The 18419-nt window shown below is 36.4% G+C and carries 13 protein-coding genes; 8 read left to right on the top strand and 5 right to left on the bottom strand.

The features are described 5' to 3' along the window. Entirely contained in the window at positions 1-2481 is a 2481-nt protein-coding gene (locus tag CSE_RS07470; RefSeq protein WP_014454045.1) for an O-antigen ligase family protein, read from the top strand. Here CSE_RS07470 and CSE_RS07465 read toward each other — a convergent pair. Next, positions 2478-2873: a PadR family transcriptional regulator gene (locus CSE_RS07465; protein WP_014454044.1), complete on the bottom strand. Its 396-nt coding sequence runs from the start codon at positions 2871-2873 to the stop codon at positions 2478-2480. The two genes, CSE_RS07470 and CSE_RS07465, sit on opposite strands and share 4 nt — an antisense overlap. Before the next feature lie 490 nt (positions 2874-3363). Here CSE_RS07465 and CSE_RS07460 point away from each other — a divergent pair, with 490 nt between their 5' ends. Continuing rightward, a complete protein-coding gene (locus CSE_RS07460) occupies positions 3364-4257 on the top strand; it encodes a polysaccharide deacetylase family protein (protein WP_014454043.1) in 894 nt (297 codons plus the stop codon). Between the two features lie 41 nt (positions 4258-4298). Here CSE_RS07460 and CSE_RS07455 read toward each other — a convergent pair whose 3' ends face one another. Then, positions 4299-4712: a hypothetical protein gene (locus CSE_RS07455; RefSeq protein ID WP_014454042.1), complete on the bottom strand. Its 414-nt coding sequence runs from the start codon at positions 4710-4712 to the stop codon at positions 4299-4301. A 54-nt stretch (positions 4713-4766) separates the two neighbouring features. On the opposite strand from CSE_RS07455, the gene CSE_RS07450 reads away from it, so the two are divergent. Then, positions 4767-6026, top strand: a complete 1260-nt coding sequence (locus CSE_RS07450) for an Nramp family divalent metal transporter (protein ID WP_014454041.1) — start codon at positions 4767-4769, stop codon at positions 6024-6026. A 509-nt stretch (positions 6027-6535) separates the two neighbouring features. Beyond that, positions 6536-6829, top strand: a complete 294-nt coding sequence (locus CSE_RS07445) for a GIY-YIG nuclease family protein (RefSeq protein WP_014454040.1) — start codon at positions 6536-6538, stop codon at positions 6827-6829. A gap of 231 nt (positions 6830-7060) precedes the next feature. Here CSE_RS07445 and CSE_RS07440 read toward each other — a convergent pair whose 3' ends face one another. The 3 genes from CSE_RS07440 to CSE_RS07430 all read right to left on the bottom strand — a co-directional run bounded on the left by CSE_RS07440 (position 7061) and on the right by CSE_RS07430 (position 10528). After that, positions 7061-8479: an IS110 family transposase gene (locus tag CSE_RS07440; RefSeq protein WP_014454039.1), complete on the bottom strand. Its 1419-nt coding sequence runs from the start codon at positions 8477-8479 to the stop codon at positions 7061-7063. A gap of 576 nt (positions 8480-9055) precedes the next feature. After that, positions 9056-9532: a methylglyoxal synthase gene (locus tag CSE_RS07435; protein ID WP_014454038.1), complete on the bottom strand. Its 477-nt coding sequence runs from the start codon at positions 9530-9532 to the stop codon at positions 9056-9058. Between the two features lie 39 nt (positions 9533-9571). Then, on the bottom strand, positions 9572-10528 hold the full coding sequence (locus tag CSE_RS07430) for a diacylglycerol/lipid kinase family protein (RefSeq protein WP_014454037.1): 957 nt from the start codon (positions 10526-10528) through the stop codon (positions 9572-9574). 46 nt (positions 10529-10574) lie between these two features. Between CSE_RS07430 and CSE_RS07425 the strand changes: the two genes are divergently transcribed. The 4 genes from CSE_RS07425 to CSE_RS07415 all read left to right on the top strand — a co-directional run bounded on the left by CSE_RS07425 (position 10575) and on the right by CSE_RS07415 (position 18407). After that, complete coding sequence (locus CSE_RS07425; RefSeq protein ID WP_014454036.1) at positions 10575-11258, top strand: hypothetical protein; 684 nt, start codon at positions 10575-10577, stop codon at positions 11256-11258. Positions 11259-11653: 395 nt separating this feature from the next. Continuing rightward, a complete protein-coding gene (locus tag CSE_RS08610; protein WP_014454035.1) occupies positions 11654-11785 on the top strand; it encodes a hypothetical protein in 132 nt (43 codons plus the stop codon). A 107-nt stretch (positions 11786-11892) separates the two neighbouring features. Continuing rightward, complete coding sequence (locus tag CSE_RS08345) at positions 11893-15498, top strand: stalk domain-containing protein (RefSeq protein WP_156785907.1); 3606 nt, start codon at positions 11893-11895, stop codon at positions 15496-15498. Between the two features lie 98 nt (positions 15499-15596). Further along, complete coding sequence (locus CSE_RS07415) at positions 15597-18407, top strand: stalk domain-containing protein (RefSeq protein WP_014454033.1); 2811 nt, start codon at positions 15597-15599, stop codon at positions 18405-18407. Positions 18408-18419 lie beyond the last annotated feature (12 nt).

The following is an 18419-nucleotide window of genomic DNA, read 5'->3' as shown; positions in this document are numbered from 1 at the left end:
ATGAAAAAAGAACAACATAAGGCAAATAAAAAAGAGCAAAAAGGTAATCTACCAAATCTTAATTTACTGGTTTTCATTCTTGCTTTTGTCCCTATATTTTTTTCAGGGATTTTTCAAGGGGGATATTTTGAATGGGAAACGTATTTGACATTTCTTTTAAGTTTACCTTCAATACTTTTATTTTCATATCTTAAATTTGTAAAAGGAGCACCTTTCAAAGGTATTCAAAAAGTTAATCTTGTAATATTCTTGTTTCTTTTGGTTTCGTTTATCTTGCTTTTCTTTACTATTTATTTTTATGCAACGCTAACTGAATTTTATAAAGTTTTACTATATGTATTTATGTTTTATATTGCTATTAACACCGTTATAAGTGAAAAAATCTATAAAGTTTCTCTTAATTTGATTCTTTTGCTATCTTTTATCCTTGCGCTTTTAGGCTTTCTTGCTTACATTGGATATAAATTTAATGTTAATTCACCAATTTTTAATTATGTAAGAGACCGCGGATTTGCAAACAGTGGTATAATTGCTTCAACTCTCCAATATTCAAATACTTTTGGTGCTTTCCTTGTATTGCCAATGTTTATTGCACTTGGATTTTTTATTTACGAGAAAAGGATTTTCATAAAAGTTTTGTATATACTTCTTTTTGTTTTTCTTTTGGTTGTATTTATTCTTACACAATCGCGTGGCGCAATTCTTACGTTTTTGATTGCACTACTTTTATTTATCCTTCTTCTTAAAGGTAAAGAGAGGCTATATTCATTTTTTTCAATCGCAGGGTTTGTAGTTATTTTGGGAATAGTTGCATTTTTGAAAAAGGATGTGATATTTCCTTATATTGGAACTTTGATTGGTAAGTTTAAGATCTTTTTCAATTTCTTAAGCAAAGGAAATTATGACCAATCACTTGGTGGACGAATCTATATGATAAGGGATAGCCTTAAAATTTTGAAAGACTACCCCATTTTTGGCACGGGATTTGGCACATACCAGTTTGTTTATGCAAAATACAGGTCCATTTATTTCTTTTCAAAGTTTCCACATAGCCTTTTATTCCAGTATATTCCTGAAAGTGGCGTTGTTGGTGCGGCAGTTCTTCTATTTTTTGTTATCATCTTAATTTACAAAGGATATGAAGTTATTAAGAGAAATTATTCTTCCCTAAATGTTGGTCTTTATGCAGGGGCCGTTGGAATATTATTGCATGCTTTTATAGATTTTGACTGGTCGCTTATGTTTATGCCACTTATAACATTGTTTTCCTTTGGTCTTTTATTTTCACAAGGAGAGAAACAAAATATAGAGTTTGGAGAAATTTTGAATAAAATAGGATTTAAGAAGAGTTTAGTTAAAGAAAAAACAACAAAGAGAGAAGATTTATCAAATATAAATAGAATTTTTGCTTTCGTTATAGTTTCCATAATTGTTATCCTTGCAATGCTCTTCCCATTTCTTTCAGCAAATGTAAACAGGCTTGCCCTTGCAAACCAAGGAAGAGTAGCCTTAGAGAAGACAATATCTGATTATGAAACAGCGATACTGTTCAATCCATTAAATGCTAATCCGCACTACAATCTTGCAAATTTGTATTCACAAATTATTAAGGCACAAAGTAAACCCGATCAATCATATGTAAGTGTTGCAAAGTCTGAATATCAGGCTTCAATTAGAAGATGTCCGATGTTTTTCCTTTATCATTACGATTACGGTAAATTACTTTACTTTCTTGGTGATAAAGAGTCAATTAATGAATTCAAGAAGACCATTGAAGTAAATCCCCTTGATCCAGGAGCACATGCATCGCTTGCAATTGCATATATTAATTTGGAAACTAATTTAGCAAACGCAAAAAGTGAACTTGACCTTGCGCTTTCCTTGGGGCAGGATGCTATAAACAAAGGATTTGCACAGAACGATACCCTAACAGACATATATATTGGTTATGGTTTGTATTATGAAAAGTTAGGTGATGTAAATAACGCAATAGAAAATTATAGGCTTGCAATATCTGTAAGTCCCAAGAATTCTTATGCATATTACAAGGCGGGAACTCTCGAAACCCAATTTGGTATGTTGCAAGAAGGGATTCAGCATCTCTTCTATTCCTATTATTACAACTCGAATGACCCAAACATTCGAAGCGAGTTTGAAAAATACGCACCAATTATTATAGTCGGAAGCCCCAAAAATGGCGAAACTTATAAAAAAGGTTCACAGATTAATATTTCGTGGGTACCAAGCAATAATACCAATGTGGAAAAGTATGTAATCTGGTTAATTCCACCACAGGGTGATTGGATACTTGTGAATGGCAATATATCCACACAAACGCTTACAATTAAATATACTCTCCCAAAAGATATTCAAAATGGAACCTATACTTTACGTATTTATGCAGTCTCTCATAAAATTATGCAAGGTCAACTTGGTGATTGGATTTCTTACGGCGAAGTAAAGTTTAATATATCTGATTAAGCCTCTTTCATGAATACTTCTTTCTTTACATTTTCAAGGACCTGGATAAGCTCGTCTAATTTTGTTTCGAAGATGGCTCTATATTTTAGATATTCTTCCTTTCCTTTATCTGTAATTTGATAAATGTAACGGGGATGTGCCTCTGTGTAATCCCATTTGCCTTTTATAAGGCCGTGACTTTCGAGACGTTTTAAAATTGGATACATAAAACCAGGGCTTGGCTCCCAGAGGTTTGAAAGAAGTTCAGAAACCTTTTTTGAGATTGCTTCACCATACATTGGCTCATCGGAAACAAGGTGAAGTATATAAAATGTAATGAATTGCCGTGCTCCAAATACCGAAGCAACAAAGAAATTCTTCTTTTTATTGCAAAAATCAAAAATGCCTTCCATTTTGCACCTCTTATTCAAATATATATAAATCTTTATTAATTTTACGACAAATTCGCTTTCCTGTCAACTTATTCACTTATTTTTGAGAAGACGGCGTTGTGTCCTCCCAACACTCTACAAAAATGTCATTTCAAGCGAGTAATAAATTTCCTAAATCTGAATGGGCAAAAGCCGCCTCAATATCTCCTAAATTACTAAGTCACTCCGAGAAGCCTTTCCGAGGAGTCTCCTCCTTTCATTCTGAGGGGCCAAAATCCCCCCTCAGTGCTCCCCCCAAAAATTAAAAACTCTTTTGTCCTTTCAGGGGGAGTTAGAGGGGGAGTCTTTTTAATCCCCCTCTAAATTAGGACACCTTGCTTACGCTTCGCTATAAGTTTGTAATGGTTATTTCGGGAGAGTGAAGAAACTGAGAAATTAGGGTTAAGAAATAAATGAAATACCTTTTAAAAACTGGAACTTTGTTGTAAAATTTTGTATCTAATATGTGAAGATGAAAAAAATTATTGCGGTTTTTCTTATCGTTATCTTTTTGGTGTCCTTATACGACAAAGCACTTTCAAATGAAAAGATGCCCTCATTAAATGTGCCAAATACATATTTTGAAAGTGCATTATATAACCTTGGAAGAATTTATGGAATTAAGAAAAACACGGAAACTCTTAATGAATATAGCTCATTATTCTCATCGAAGGATACCTTTGTCCTTGTGCTTATGTATCACAACATCTATACCGATAAGAAAATTAATTCATATGATGTAAGTCTTGATGACTTTAAAAAGCACATAGAAATTCTCAAAAGATTTGGATTTGAAAGTATCACTCTTGAAGACTTATACGAGTTTTTAATGTTTAACAAAAGGATCCCCAAAAGAAGCGTTATCTTTACATTTGATGACGGATTCAAAAGTGTGGTCCTTGCATCAATGGTGCTTAAGGAAAATGGATTTAAGGGTGCTACATCTCTTATTACAGGTTACATTGGTTCTACATGGGAAGTAAGCGATCAAGAAATACAGACACTTCTCAATAATGGCTTTGAAATTTCGCTTCATTCTCACAAACTCCACAACATCTATACAAAACTTCTTAAGGAAAGGAAGTATAAGGAAATCGAGTGCGATATAAAGCAGTCAAAAGAATACGCAAAAAATACACTTCATATATCACCCATTGCCTTTACTTATCCACAAGGAGCCTACGATAAGAGTATTGAAGAGATACTTAAGAAAAACGGATTTAAAATTGGCTTTGGACTTTATGGTAAGTTAATCAATAGATACGGTGATAATCCTCTTTACATAAGTAGAGTTGAAATTTCTGAAAGGCTAAATACATCAAACTCCGTAAAGTTTCAAAAACTCATTGAGAAATTAATAAAGTAAATTGCCGTAAATAGGTGGGTTTATAAATTACCTTAATTTATTCAACCTTGCGAATTGTTTTTATTCTCTTTGGGTGGTTCTTCAGGTTTTGTTTCTATTTGTTTTGGCTCTTCAATTTGCTCGGTTGGTGTCGCTTCTTTTATCTCCGCATCTTTTTCGGAAACTTTTTTAAGGTCCTCATTTAATTTTGCAATCTCTCCGTTAAGTTTTGCAATTTCAGAATCAAGTGCGTCAATTTCATCTACTACTTTTTTGAGAGATTCTTTCAGCTCCTCTTTAAAAGTTCCTGCCTTTACTTCGTTAAAGAAAACCTTTCCCAGTTCTTTAAAAAGGCCATCTTTCTTCAAATTAATGTTTCCAATCTGAGCTTTAAGCCCTGTAATTTTTGCTAAGATTCCTGCTTTTTCTGTTGCCTCTTTTGCACCTTTTTTAAGTTTGTCAAAGAAGTCTGCCATCTTGCACCTCCTAAATCATTATACTGTTTTGTTGGTTTTTTGTATAATTTAAAAATGGAAAACTTAAAAAGACTTTTCAAAAACCATAAACCGAGATTAGAGGCATTTGAAATTCTAAAGTATATTGGGCCTGGGTTTCTTGTGACGGTGGGATTTATTGATCCTGGAAACTGGGCATCAAATGTTGCAGCAGGCTCAATGTTTGGACACAAACTCCTCTGGATGGTTACCCTTTCAACACTCATGCTTATCATTTTGCAGCACAATGCGGCACATCTTGGGATTGTTACGGGGCTTTGCCTTGCAGAGTCCATAAATAAATTTTATAGGAAACCTATTGCGAAGTTTCTCCTCATAACTGCATACCTTGCAACAATCTCAACTGCTCTTGCAGAAGTGTTGGGGGCTTCAATTGGCCTAAAAATGCTTTTTAAAATCCCAATAAAATTAGGAGCAATGCTTACAAGTGCTCTTGTTATATTTTTAATCCTTACAAATTCCTATAAGAAAATTGAGCGAATAGTAATTGGATTTGTAAGCCTTATAGGACTATCATTCCTTATTGAACTTTTCATGGTTGGGGTTGATGTAAAAAGCGTTTTCGTTGGGTGGTTTGTGCCATCTATCCCAAAAGGGTCTGAACTTATTGTAATGAGCGTTTTGGGTGCTGTTGTTATGCCACACAACTTGTTTTTACATTCTGAAATTATCCAAAGTAGGCAATGGAACCTAAAAGATGAAAGCGTTATCCAAAAGCAACTTTCTTTTGAGTTTCTTGACACAATTTTTTCCATGTTTGTTGGGTTTCTCATAAACTCTTCTATGATAATTGTTGCATCGCAAGTTTTCTTTAAGTATGGGCTTAAGGTGTCCGAGTTAGAAACGGCACAAGCAACGCTCAAACCTCTTTTAGGGAATTTTGCTTCCATTGTTTTTGCAGTTGCATTACTTTTTTCTGGGGTTTCTTCATCGATTACGGCTTCAATATCGTCGGGGATAATTGTTGCAGGGGCATCAAACGAGCCATTCGATGTGAAAGACAATCACTCGAAGGTTGGCATTATTTCGTCGCTTCTTTTTGCAACACTTATTATATTTTTCTTGAAGGATACATTTAGAGGATTAATTATAAGCCAGGTAATTTTGAGTATCCAATTACCTTTTACAATTTTAGGGCAGATAACACTAACTGCAAGCCCTGTTGTGATGGGTAAATATAAAAATCACGGCATAGAGAAGGTGCTACTCATTTTGACATTTGTAATTGTCACAATCCTAAATGTGCTGTTGCTTTTAAATATTGGAAAAATATAAACAATATTGTAAAATTTCCGGTTTTTGCGGGAATAATTCGTTGCTCCTAAATATTGAAAAGATATAAACTGAGGAGATACCTTACTTTGCTCGGTATGACAAATTATGCGTCATTTCAGCGAACCTAGTGAGGAGAAATCTCCTCAATTTGAGGGGGAAACAACCTCCCTCAGCGCTCCCCCAATAACACAATTATCTTGTAGTCATGCCGAAATGACTTTCTGAGGCATCTCCGCCTTTTAGGGGGAGTTAGAGGGGGGAGAATCGTAAGTCCCCCTCTAAATTAGGACACCCTCCTCCAACTCCACCCAAAAAATAATAATTGGTCACTCCGAACGTATGTGAGGAGTCTCCGCCTTTTAAGAGGGAGTGTCTTTTTAATCCCCCTCTAATTAAAGGAGGAGATTCCTCAGGCTAAAGCCTTCGGAATGACGAATGACAGTCATCCCGAAGGAATGTGAGGGATTTTCTTTTGATAATTTCTATGCCTTTTATTATAATTGTTTCAAATGGACGAAAAGAAATTTTATGTGTATATTCTTTCAAACAAACATAATAATGTCCTCTATGTTGGTATTACCAATGATTTAAAGCGAAGAATATACGAACATAAGAATAAATTAGTTGATGGTTTTACAAAGAAATATAATGTTCATAAACTTGTCTATTATGAAATATTTGAAGATCCAGTTAATGCAATATCAAGAGAAAAACAACTAAAAGACTTTAGAAGAGAAAAGAAAGTAAAACTCATAAATGACTTTAATCCCAACTGGGAAGATTTGTATGAAAAAATACTTTAAAAGAAAAAATTCTTATTGCTCATTTTATTTGTTTCTTGAAATGACAAATTATTTTTAATCACAAGAAGCCTTTCTGAGAAATTCATACCTTTTAGGGAGAGAATCGTAAGTTTCCCTACGGGTAAAAGAGGAGATTCCTCGCCTTCGGCTTCGGAATGTACCGTGTTAAGTCAATACCTTTTCATGAGAATTTTGAAAGTTTTTAGAAAATTGTTTTCCATATAGTAGTTATCAGTATTCTGCAATATTTGGATAGTGGTTTAATATGTTATCTAATGGTATAGGTATGTTATTGATGGTGGTATTGATCTTTTCCTTCTTATCTTTCTGTTGTTTTAGAATTTTCATTAATTCTTTCTTTTCTTTTATTCTTTCATGTTCCTTAAGGATCTCTTTTCCCATATCCTCATCTAATCCATATATTGGATCATATGACTTATTGAACTTCACAATTGAGAATGCCTGTCTTATGAGTTTATTTGCAACTGCAATATGTATGAGTTTCTTCTCCTTTCCCTTAGTGAGGAGTCTATTGTATAGCAATTTGCACTGAGTATTGTATCTTGATGCAGATAGAGATGCCATGTAGAGTAATTGTCTTAGATATGGATTTCCCATCTTTGATATGTTGTATGATGCTCTTTTTACGCTCTTGCCAGATTCCTTTATTGATGGTGTAAGTCCTACATAAGAGGAAACCTCCTTTGCATCGTTAAATGAATCAAATGTGCCAAAGTATGCAATGATAGCAGAGGCAGTTCTTTTACCTATACCTGGTATACCTGTGAGTCTTATGAATAGTTCTCTGTATTTCTCCTTGTTTTTAATTACATTGTCTATCTTCTTTTCTATCTCTTTTATCTCTTTCTCTAATTCAATTAATACTCTCTTTAGACTCTCTATTGCATCATGAACATATGAATCTGGATATTGCTCTAATGCCTCTATCTCATTGAGTATTCTTGTCCTTGTTCTTTTGAGTCCTTCAAGGGTTTTAATGAGTATCTTTATCTCAAGTTTATCTTCATATGAGGAATCTAACAAAAATGACCTAAGAGTCTCATACTGTCTTGAGGATATGTTTGATCTATTACTTGAAACTGCCTCATACACATACTGACAGATTGTCTCTGATGCAATTTTATCTGTTGATGCTCTATCAAGGGATTCTTCAGTATACTTTCTTATTACCAATGGATTAATGACATAGATGAAGATGGGTATATTGTATAATCTATCTTCATTTGCTTTATGTTCTCCAATTCCTCTTTTCCACTTAAGCAACTGAAGTGCAAGTCTTGCATGGTATGAACCAGTTGATTCAAAGAGGATATGAACTTCGGTAATAGTAGGAGTATTATCAGTAGTGGTAGTATTAGCAATACTATTGGTAGTACTATTAGTAATACTATTAGTATTGGTATTAGTATCATTTTTCTTTTTGCTTTTCTTTGTACCTTTTTTCGTTTCTTCTAATTTCTTCTCTAATTCAAACCCCTTTTTAATTCTCTTTTCAATTTCTTTTATTAGATCTTCAATACCTTCATCTTTGTTTGAGAAGACACGACTCTTTCTCTTTTTGCCATCAAAGGAAGACACATCGAGTTTCTCTTTTGAAACATCAATACCAATAGCAAGTATTGACTCCATCTATCCAACCTCCTATAATGGTAATAGTTATTTTAGGTATGTGATTATTGAGTTTTCCTCTTGACCTATCATCGTAAATACAGGCTAATGTGCCTAATGTACCAAGTGCAGGTTCTTGAGGAAAAGGGGAAGTGGTTTTAACATTCCGAACGGTTTTAATAAACCAATGACGAAATAAAAATCATCACTTCCCCACATACCTTTAACAATACTTACGATGCACTGTTAAAGAATATGCTCCTCATTCTCACTACCTACACTATTATATACGATGACCCAAAATCTGAGGGGAAACCCCCTCAGCGCTCCCCCAATAACACAATTATCTTGTAGTCATGCCGGAATGACTTTCTGAGGCATCTCCTCATTTCAATCTGAGGGGGAAACAACCCCCCTAAGTACTCGCCCAAAAAAGTCATCCCGAACGAATGTGAGGGATCTCCGCCTTTTAGGGGGAGTTAGAGGGGGGAGCCTTGTTAATCCCCCTCTAATTAAAAGAGGAGATTCCTCAGTCGCTTACGCTCCTTCGGAATGACTAACGACAGTTATTTCGAACGAAGTGAGAAATCTCTGCCTTTACTTCTCTAAATCCTCTATTTTTCGCTCTATATAGGATTTGTAATCCTTCATCTTTGGGGTGTAATCGGATCCAAAAAGAATAGAGGAAATTATAAAGTCTGCGGTGGAACGATTCATTGCAGTTGGAATGTTGTATAGGGTTGCAATTCTAAGGAGTGCCTTTACATCAACATCATGAGGCTGTGGCTCCATTGGATCCCAGAAGAATATAAGATAATCAATTTTTCCTTCGGCGATAAGAGATGCAAGTTGAGCATCTCCTCCAAGTGGTCCTGATTTTAGCTTTGTAATTTTTGCAGTTATTCCCTTTTTAATAAGTGCCTCTTCAACAAGTTTTCCGGTAGTGCCGGTGCAAATAAGTTCGTGTGCGCCAAGTGTCCCCCAGTTAAACTCCACCCACTCAATAAGATCTTTCTTTTCCCTGTCATGTGCAACAAGCGCAATGCGCTTCACAAATTTTCTTTCCTTTTCCATATTTCAATTATATGTAGAATTCTCCACACAAGGAAATTTTTAATACACAACTTTTATTATCTTATTAACTGCAACTGCTTTAACGGGTGTATATCCCAACACTTCACCATCTGCCTCTATCAAAGATGGTGGGTCTGTCTTTACGAATATTTCCTTTGCAAAATCGTGGTAGAGTTTTTTCTCTGTAAGTATTGTGCCATCAAAAAGTTTTTTGATTTTAAAAAGCACTTCAAGCCCTGTGTAATTTTTGAAGACGGATATATTAAGAAGTCCATCTGTAATATCTGCCTTCGGTGACACACACATACCTCCACCGAAATACTTGCCATTTGCAATGTCAAATTCAAAAAACTTACCGTTAAGTTCATTTTCGCCATGTTTGAGAATTCCTTCGGGAATTGTTATAAAAAGAAGCGTTGAAATAAGCGAAAGCGTGTATATAAGCCCTCTAAAAATGGATTTTTTGCCTTTGTTTGCCTTGTCGGTAACTTCACCCGAGAAGCCACCGCTTAGAATATTAAGGAAGAAACGGCTTTTAGGATTTCCTGAAAAGTCCACATATTCAAAAAGGCCAACATCAATTAATTTGCCTTCACCTGTTAGTGCAATTTTTAGGGAAGATATCACATCTTTTGGAAGTTTGAGGGTTTTTCTAAAATCATTTCCCGAGCCAATTGATACAACTGCAAGTATTGGGATTTGCTTAATTTCGCCCTCTGTAAATTCAAAAACACTCTTTTTAAATTTTTCTTGAGCCCCCACAAGGATCCCATTCAGCACTTCGTTATGGGTGCCATCTCCTCCAAAACTTATAATACGATTAAACCCACTTTGAAAGGCACTTTTTGAAAGTTCTATTGCGTGTTTTGGATATTCTGTAAATAGGATTTTTGGTGTAGGTTTAAGACTTTTAAGAAAACCCTCTACTAATTTAAACTCCTTAAGCCCTTTCCCATTTGCAGATACTGGATTTACGATTATACAAATATTTTCCATAAGATAATTTTAACAGAAATTGAAGGAAAAGTATATAATATACTTGATGAAAAAATTACTTGTAAGGAAGTTAATTGTAATTACACTGTTTTTTGCGGTGGTTTTTGTAAGTTTGCCTAATGGTGCGATGGCCGAAACGCCCGGCGAAACCCTTAAAAATATGGGCTATGTTATCGGTTTTGCAGATGGCAAACTCCACGAAAATCTTATTATGAAGCAAGGCGAACTTGTTGCACTTGTTTCTCGATTTATAAGGGCAACTCAAATTCCAAAAGAATATCAATTTATGGCAGAGCAAAATAGTTTTGACAGATTCGTGAATAAAGTTTATAACTTTTTTGTTAAAAATTACTATAACGTGCGCCTGTTTTTTATAAGGACATATTACGAATTGACAAACAAGGAAATATACCCAGGAGTTAGAGAAGGGCACTACCTTTTTAATTCTATCGTTATTCTTAAGGCGTATGGATTTACAATACCAGAAAGCATTGATATCAACGCCAAATTGACCTCTGAGGATTTTTTCAATATTCTTTATGGAATGCTTGGGTTTAATGAAAATGAATTTGAGAATAGTAGTGATGTGCCTTTACCTGAAAAATATAGAATAATTTTTTCACTTCACGGGAAAAGAAATTCTCCACTTCTTTCAAAAAAAGGCTACCTTACCCGTGGTGAAGTTTTTGAGGAATTTTTAAGGCTTATCCAGACTCAAAGTAGCTCATAGTTTAAGTGTGTATTTTTTACACTGAGTGTGTAAATTTTACACAGAAAAACGGTAAAAGGTGGCAGTTCTTAGGGGCAGGTTTTAAGGTATTTAAAACATCAAAAATTCCGATGAAATATTGTAAATACTTTGTTATCTGTGCATATACATTTAAACATCTCCCCACTTTGGCACGGTTTTTGCATATATTAAGTGGAAGGTTGTAGATAGTTTTAAGATAGTCCTTCCCTTGCAAGAAAAACTTGCAAGAAATACCTTGAAAACTGAAGAGAGTGAAGATGAAAGTAAAAATAAGTTGAAGTTTTTAATGTGCAAATCTTATACAGTTTAAAGATATTAAGGCGGAGATGTCCCAGAAAGGCATTTCGGCATGACAAAAGAGTAGTCATTCCGAAGTGGCGAAGCCACGAGGAATCTCAGAATTTCGGTTTTTACTGCTTTTGGGTGTTGAAGGCACTTTGCAAACTGGCGCTAAGGAGAAGGCACTTAGCACAGGCAAAAGCCTTCAGGATTCAAAAGTAGTTTAAAAATAATAAATACACTCACTTAAAAGTGGAGGTGAGAGTTGGGCACAAATCCACGAAAAGAAACAAAAACTAAAAAATTTATCGCTTTGAAAGGAGGCGAAGAATTTATGAGAAAATTCTTAAGCATTTTCCTTACTGTAATGATGCTTCTTTCTCTTATTGCACCCTTTAGAGTGCAAACAGCAAACGCAGCAATTACAGCAATCAATTTGACTTACAGTTATCCATCCACTAACAACTTGTCTTATTACAACCCAGTTCCTGGCTTTGGAACGCCCGGAACGCTTAATGGCGCTATTAAAGCAGTTTACACAATGGGCGATGTCATTAAGGGCACATTTACAACTGACGCAAGTGGTGCACATACTATCTACCTATTGGATGAAAATAATAACGTAATTGATTCAGTTACTGTAACTGTGCCTGGTTCAGGTACTTATTCCTTTACAATGGCAACATCGAACGTAAGATTTGACGGTCATTATTATCTTTCTGCTGATACAACTGCGGGCAATACAGGCGATGTTGAAGTGTTTATTAAATACAATATTGCATTTACCCAAGAGACGCTTCAAAATTGCGCAGGAAGCCAAACTATTTCTGGTGTTGTTTATAGAGCAACAGGATATCCAGATGTCGCAGTTGACGTCTATGTTACCTATCCAGACAATACTCTTGCAGGGTGGTATCATGTAAATCCTACGTCTGGCTTCTTCACAATTACGTTCCCAGCAGATGGCCCGGATTCAGATACTTTACCTGATGTTGGTTATTTTAGAGTTTTTGTAAGAGATGGTTACTCAACAGGTCTTGATAATGATGCAATTGTCTACAAGACCTTAAGTAATGTTCCGTCAATTTCCTTGAACTTACAACCTTATATTACGCCATTTATTTACAAAAATACTAACAGCCAGCCAATTGTTCTTGTCTTAACTGATCAAAGCGGAAATTATATTTCAGGCGCAACATTTACATTAACAAACGCATCGGGGAGCTACTTTGAAATATCTCCAGGCTTCTACAGGTTCGTAATCAATGTTGGTAACGTTGTTGATGTGAGATTTAATGCAAGCTATAGTCCTTCTTGGGGTGGTACATTAACCAAGACTCTCATTATTAATACTAGAGATCTTGGGGTATTTAACCCATTTATTGATATTAATGCACCATTGGCAATTCCTCCATATGGAAATGGTCCATGGGAACTCGATTCAGTTCAGAGCGTATACGACAAACTTCCTTGCACAATTGGGAATAGTTTCTATTTAGAGGCAGGTTACTACGATCCAAAAGACTCTACAAATTACACAGTCCATGATTTCAGTTATGAAGTTAATGGTCCAGTAGTAGATGTTGGTGATGGATGGTATCTTGTTACTGGCAAAGGTAAGATAAGTGTTTCAATGAGTGCTATTATTTGGGAGAAAGCAAATAAGGATCAACCAATTAGCAAATACAATGCTTGCTGTCACACTTTTGAGAAGACAGTCGATATTTGCGAAGTTAACTCTTGTACAGTTGGTGGAGTAACACTTTCTGGAACAAACATTGTTGACTCCACAACTGTAGAAGTTGGGAAGAAAGTTGACAGACTTTCTGTTTCTGTAGACCCAACAGGAGCACCAGCAGATTTAACGTGCTCATGCCCGAACTACGTAGTGCTTATGTACATGGTAAATTCACAAGGTAGCTTAGTGCCTAATGCATTTACAGTTGACACATGGGCTGGAACAACCGCAAAAGGTTCAGTTATTTGGTACAACCCGCAGGGTGCAACCGGACCAAACATTCCAGACCAGCCAATACAGACTTTCAAACCCACAGGACTTTACGATGCATCAGGAAGCCTTGTTGAGACGGGACTTAAGTTTGGCGACTGCCCGTTCAACCTCTATGGTATTACCTTTAACTATCCAACAGATACTTCTTGTGGTTATCAATTAGTTGTAAAAGTATTTGGACTTCAGAGAACATTTGATGCTTGCGGCAATATGACCGTTAAGTACCCAATGATTGCAGAACTCTTTGACCCAATTACTGTTTTACCAACAGTTAAGAAACTCTCAGCAACTGCTACAATCTGGGAAGGAGCACAAGATCCAGATCAGATACTTGCTGGTGTTTCTACAGTCGTTGATATTACAGATCCTAAGTTCTCTGGCACTCCAACATGGAAGTTCTATCTTAATGGAAAGAGCGTATCAGGAATTGGCGTAAGTCAGACTGATACTGGATGGAGATTCTCCAACATTTGCCTCAACAACGCCGGAACATTTAAGATTTATGGTTACTATTATAATACAGGTTGCACTGTAAGAGAAGAAGTTACGATTGAACTCAAAGTAGTGCTTCCTGATTTCACAGTAGAACTTGGTCTTGCTGATGGATCCAAGATCCCATCTGACGGAATCCTTACAGAAGGCTTCACTGAGAGCGTCTTTGTAACTCCAAAAGATCCTCGTGGACTTCACGACTTTGGTACTGGCGGATGGCAGTTAGACATTGGCGTTAAAGATAACGATTGTGGCCTTGCACCAGCAGTTGCATGTGCAAGCAACCTTCCTGGTGTTTGCTGCGGAATGGGCGGTATTGGTATAACCGGCTGGGATAATCCATGCCTTGACGATGCTCCAATGGTAGATCTCTACTTTGTAAGCGAATGTGGTGCTAGGATTTATGTAACTTCGTTCAAACTTGTTACACCGACTGTAAAGGTTGATCCAACTGAAGTACCATTCACAATTCCTGCAACACCAACACACCTTACATTCGAGGTTAAAGATGCACATGGACATGGTGTCCCTGGTGCAACAATCACGATAAGTGGTGTAACAGGATTTGGAACAGGCTCTGCAGGTTATACATGGACGGCAAGTGGCGCAGTTACTGACAAAACTGGCCATGCAGACTGGGCATTTGTTCCTCCATTCTCTGGTAAGTATGTCGTTTCAGCGGACGTTGGCGCAGAGTTCTGTAGGGTAGAAGGTGTTAACTTCGGAGCACTTGGCTGGGGTGTTAGCACTTCTGCATCATTTACAGCAGTCTACAAAGCACCAGAGAAAGATACAACTGCACCAACACTTACAGTTACTGCACCGGAAGACGGTTCAACAGTTAATACTGCAACTGTTAAGGTCACAGGGACTGCAACCGACAATGTTGGTGTTACATTGGTAGTAGTTAACGATGTTCCAGTAACTCTCCTTCCCGATGGATCATTTGCAACAACAGTTACACTTGTTGAAGGTGCAAATACCATCGTTGTTAAGGCATTCGATGCTGCAGGTAATGTAACAACAAAGAGTGTTAAGGTTACTTACAAGATCCCAGCACCAACTGGAACAAAGATTGTTCTCAAGATTGGTTCTGATATTATGACAGTTAACGGCCGTGTTGTCCAGCTTGATGCAGCACCAGAGATTAAAGAAGGTAGAACCTTCTTACCTTTGAGAGCAATCGCAGAGGCATTTGGTGCACAAGTAACCTGGGTACCTGAAACACAGGGCATCACAGTTGTTCTTGGCAACAACCAAATTGGTCTCCAGATTGGCAACAACACAGCAGTAGTTAACGGAAATGTCCTCTCAATTGTTCCTCCATACATTAAGAACGGAAGAACAATGGTTCCTATCAGAGTAATTGCTGAAGGATTCGGCGCACAGGTTGAGTGGGATCCTGTTAACTATATCGTAACTATCACGATGCCATAAGGCTAATAACTTGAGCCTTTGCCCCCCGAAAATTCGGGGGGCTTTTTTAATTTGTGGAGATTATGGTATAATTACTGTAGAATTTGGGAGGTGATTATTTGAAAAGATTAGCAACTGTAGTTATTATTCTATTGTTGGTGGTTACATCAATTAATTTACAACCAGTCTATGCAGATGTTGAAATAAGAAATGTTTTGGTTACTCCATCCACAACAGATTCTTTTGCTCAATTTGCCTTTTATATTGTGCTTCACAAAGATCTCAATAGGGGAGAACAGATATACATAAAATTTCCTCAAGGTTTTTCTCTTCCATCAAGCATCAATAACGATTTAGTGGAAATTGCAGGTTACAAGCCAACCTCTGTAACAATAAGTAGCAACATTGTTATTTTAACTTTAAGTGAGCCTGTTTTGCAAAACCAAGGTGCCGGGACTGGAGGGGTTGCGGTTACGATTTCAAACACTGCTGGAGTAAAAACTCCCGTTTTACCTGATATGTATTCAATCGAAATTTGGACAACAACAGAGCCAAATCATGCAACCTACTCTTTTTATATAGGAACTGAAACAACAGGCTCAAAAGTGTCAAACCTTATTATCATTCTCAGCAATAACTTTGCAGGGAAAAATGCAATGTACGATATTACATTTAATATATCGAAAGACGGGGTACTTTTAGGTGGTGATTACATTGATGTATTTTTCCCCAAAGGTACAATTTTACCTTCCAATCCTGATGTGTCAAAGGTTTTAATTTCTTCATTTAATCCTTCAGCAATAGTTATTCAAGGTAACAGGGTTCGATTGTATGTGCCTGATGGAAAAATTATTCTCTCTTTTTCAGTATGTCGCATTATTTTTAGAGAGGATTTTGGAATAATTAATCCAGAATTTACGGGGAATTTTGCACTTCAAGTTGCAACAAGTAAGGACACTGGACTTGCAACTTCAAACACATATACCATATACGGCTCTGCAATTGTTGGACTTATTGCAAGCGCCGATCCTTCATCTCAGAAAATGAATGCTTCATATTCTATTGAATTTAAGACATCGCCACTTGGCGCTTTAACAAAAGATAAGGATAAAATAAATATAAAGTTTGCAGATAGCTTTCTTTTCCCTCAGATTGCAATACCAGGTGCTATAACTGTTAATGGTACACCCTGTACTAATGTAACTGTTAGCGAAAACAAAATTACTCTTTATGTGCCTGTAACCATTGATTCAAATGCAAATGTCAAAATAGTTATTGCTAAGCAATTTGGGGTTGTTAATCCCCAGTCCGTTGGAAATTACGAAGTTTTTGTTAATACTTCTTCGGATGCAGTATTTGTAAGCAGCAGCATTTCGATAACACCATCTACAATCACATCTCCTGTGGTGCAACTTTCGAATACATCTTCAGGGCAGGCAAGCGCTTACACTATCTCTTTCAGAACAGGAGCAAGCGGAAATCTTCTCCCTGGCATTGATAGGATAAGCATTGTGTTTCCACTTGGGACAACGATCCCAACAACTATCCCCACCTCACAGATAACGATAAATAATATCCCAACGACTCTCATTGAAATATCTGGAACAACTCTCACAATAACTCTGCCTATAGAGGTAAAGGTATTTTCAGACGTAACTGTAAGGGTATTAGAAGGTGCAAATATTAAAAATCCAGTTCAGGCAGGTAACTATACTCTCTCTGTCTTTACAACCAAAGAGCAAACCCCAATGGTTTCAAATTCGTATAAAATCGAAAATGTTCCTGAAACAAGAGTTATACTTTCTCCTGGAACACCAAACGGCACAAATGGATTCTACAAAACACGTCCATCAATTACATTCTCAGTATTCAGTGCAACAGATCCAAATCCGACTGTCTATTACTACTTTGACTCTAATACACCTTCTATCTGGAATGGAAGTCCAATAATTGCACCAGAGGGAATTCATACCCTTTTCTATTATGCCGTTGATAGAGAAGGACATAGAGAGTCAGTTCAATCAATGCAAATAAAGGTGGATACAATACCACCTACATTGGTTGTTGTGGAACCAAAGGATAATTCTGTAGTTCCAAACAGAACAGTAAAAATTAAAGGAATTGTTGACGCAGGCTCGACAGTTACAATAAATGGAGTCCCTGTTATTGTTGATGGCTCGGGCAATTTCGATGGTAATTTTGAAATGAAATCGAATACTGAAAATATCTTTATCGTTGCAACAGACCTTGCAGGAAATACCAGTGAAGTTGAGGTGAAAGTGACATTAGACACAGAACCTCCACCACTTACAATTTTGAAGCCTGTAATGTTTGAAAATGTTATTAAACTTCCATTAGTGGTAGAAGGAACAACAGAAAAAGGTGCAACAGTCACTGTTAATGGTGAAAAAGCAACAGTAAAGGATGATGTATACTTTGTTTATGAACTGTTCAATTTAAAGGAAAATACTCTAAATAATATTGAGGTTGTTGCAACAGATGAAGCAGGGAATTCCACAAAGAAAGTAGTTACAGTAAGATATTCAAAATCTGTCTCAATGATTCTTCAAATCGGAAATCCTGTTGCTGTCGTTAACGGACAGAATTACACTCTTGAGGCAGCGCCGCAGATTACTTCTGGAAGGACTGTGGTGCCACTAAGATTTGTTGGAGAGTCATTTGGTGCAACATTTACATATGAAGCATCAACAAAGAAGATCGAGATAAGTTTTAATAATAATTCGATTACTATGTGGGTGGGAAAGAAAAGCGCACTTGTTAACGGAAAAGAAATTCAAATAGATGTTGCACCATATATTGTTAATGGAAGAACTCTTGTGCCAATAAGATTTATTTCAGACGTTTTTGGTGCAGATGTTATATGGAATTCGCAAACAAAAACCGTTCTTATTATCTATCCAAAGCGATAGGGGGTGACTTTA

It is taken from the genome of Caldisericum exile AZM16c01 (assembly GCF_000284335.1).
Classification (GTDB): Bacteria; Caldisericota; Caldisericia; order Caldisericales; family Caldisericaceae; genus Caldisericum; species Caldisericum exile.
This window is presented reverse-complemented; position numbering and strand designations above follow the sequence as displayed.

Coding starts and splice junctions, on each gene's coding strand:
- CSE_RS07470 (WP_014454045.1), top strand. CDS start 1: ATGAAAAAAGAACAACATAAGGCAAATAAAAAAGAGCAAAAAGGTAAT.
- CSE_RS07465 (WP_014454044.1), bottom strand. CDS start 2,873: ATGGAAGGCATTTTTGATTTTTGCAATAAAAAGAAGAATTTCTTTGTT.
- CSE_RS07460 (WP_014454043.1), top strand. CDS start 3,364: ATGAAAAAAATTATTGCGGTTTTTCTTATCGTTATCTTTTTGGTGTCC.
- CSE_RS07455 (WP_014454042.1), bottom strand. CDS start 4,712: ATGGCAGACTTCTTTGACAAACTTAAAAAAGGTGCAAAAGAGGCAACA.
- CSE_RS07450 (WP_014454041.1), top strand. CDS start 4,767: ATGGAAAACTTAAAAAGACTTTTCAAAAACCATAAACCGAGATTAGAG.
- CSE_RS07445 (WP_014454040.1), top strand. CDS start 6,536: ATGGACGAAAAGAAATTTTATGTGTATATTCTTTCAAACAAACATAAT.
- CSE_RS07440 (WP_014454039.1), bottom strand. CDS start 8,479: ATGGAGTCAATACTTGCTATTGGTATTGATGTTTCAAAAGAGAAACTC.
- CSE_RS07435 (WP_014454038.1), bottom strand. CDS start 9,532: ATGGAAAAGGAAAGAAAATTTGTGAAGCGCATTGCGCTTGTTGCACAT.
- CSE_RS07430 (WP_014454037.1), bottom strand. CDS start 10,528: ATGGAAAATATTTGTATAATCGTAAATCCAGTATCTGCAAATGGGAAA.
- CSE_RS07425 (WP_014454036.1), top strand. CDS start 10,575: ATGAAAAAATTACTTGTAAGGAAGTTAATTGTAATTACACTGTTTTTT.
- CSE_RS08345 (WP_156785907.1), top strand. CDS start 11,893: ATGAGAAAATTCTTAAGCATTTTCCTTACTGTAATGATGCTTCTTTCT.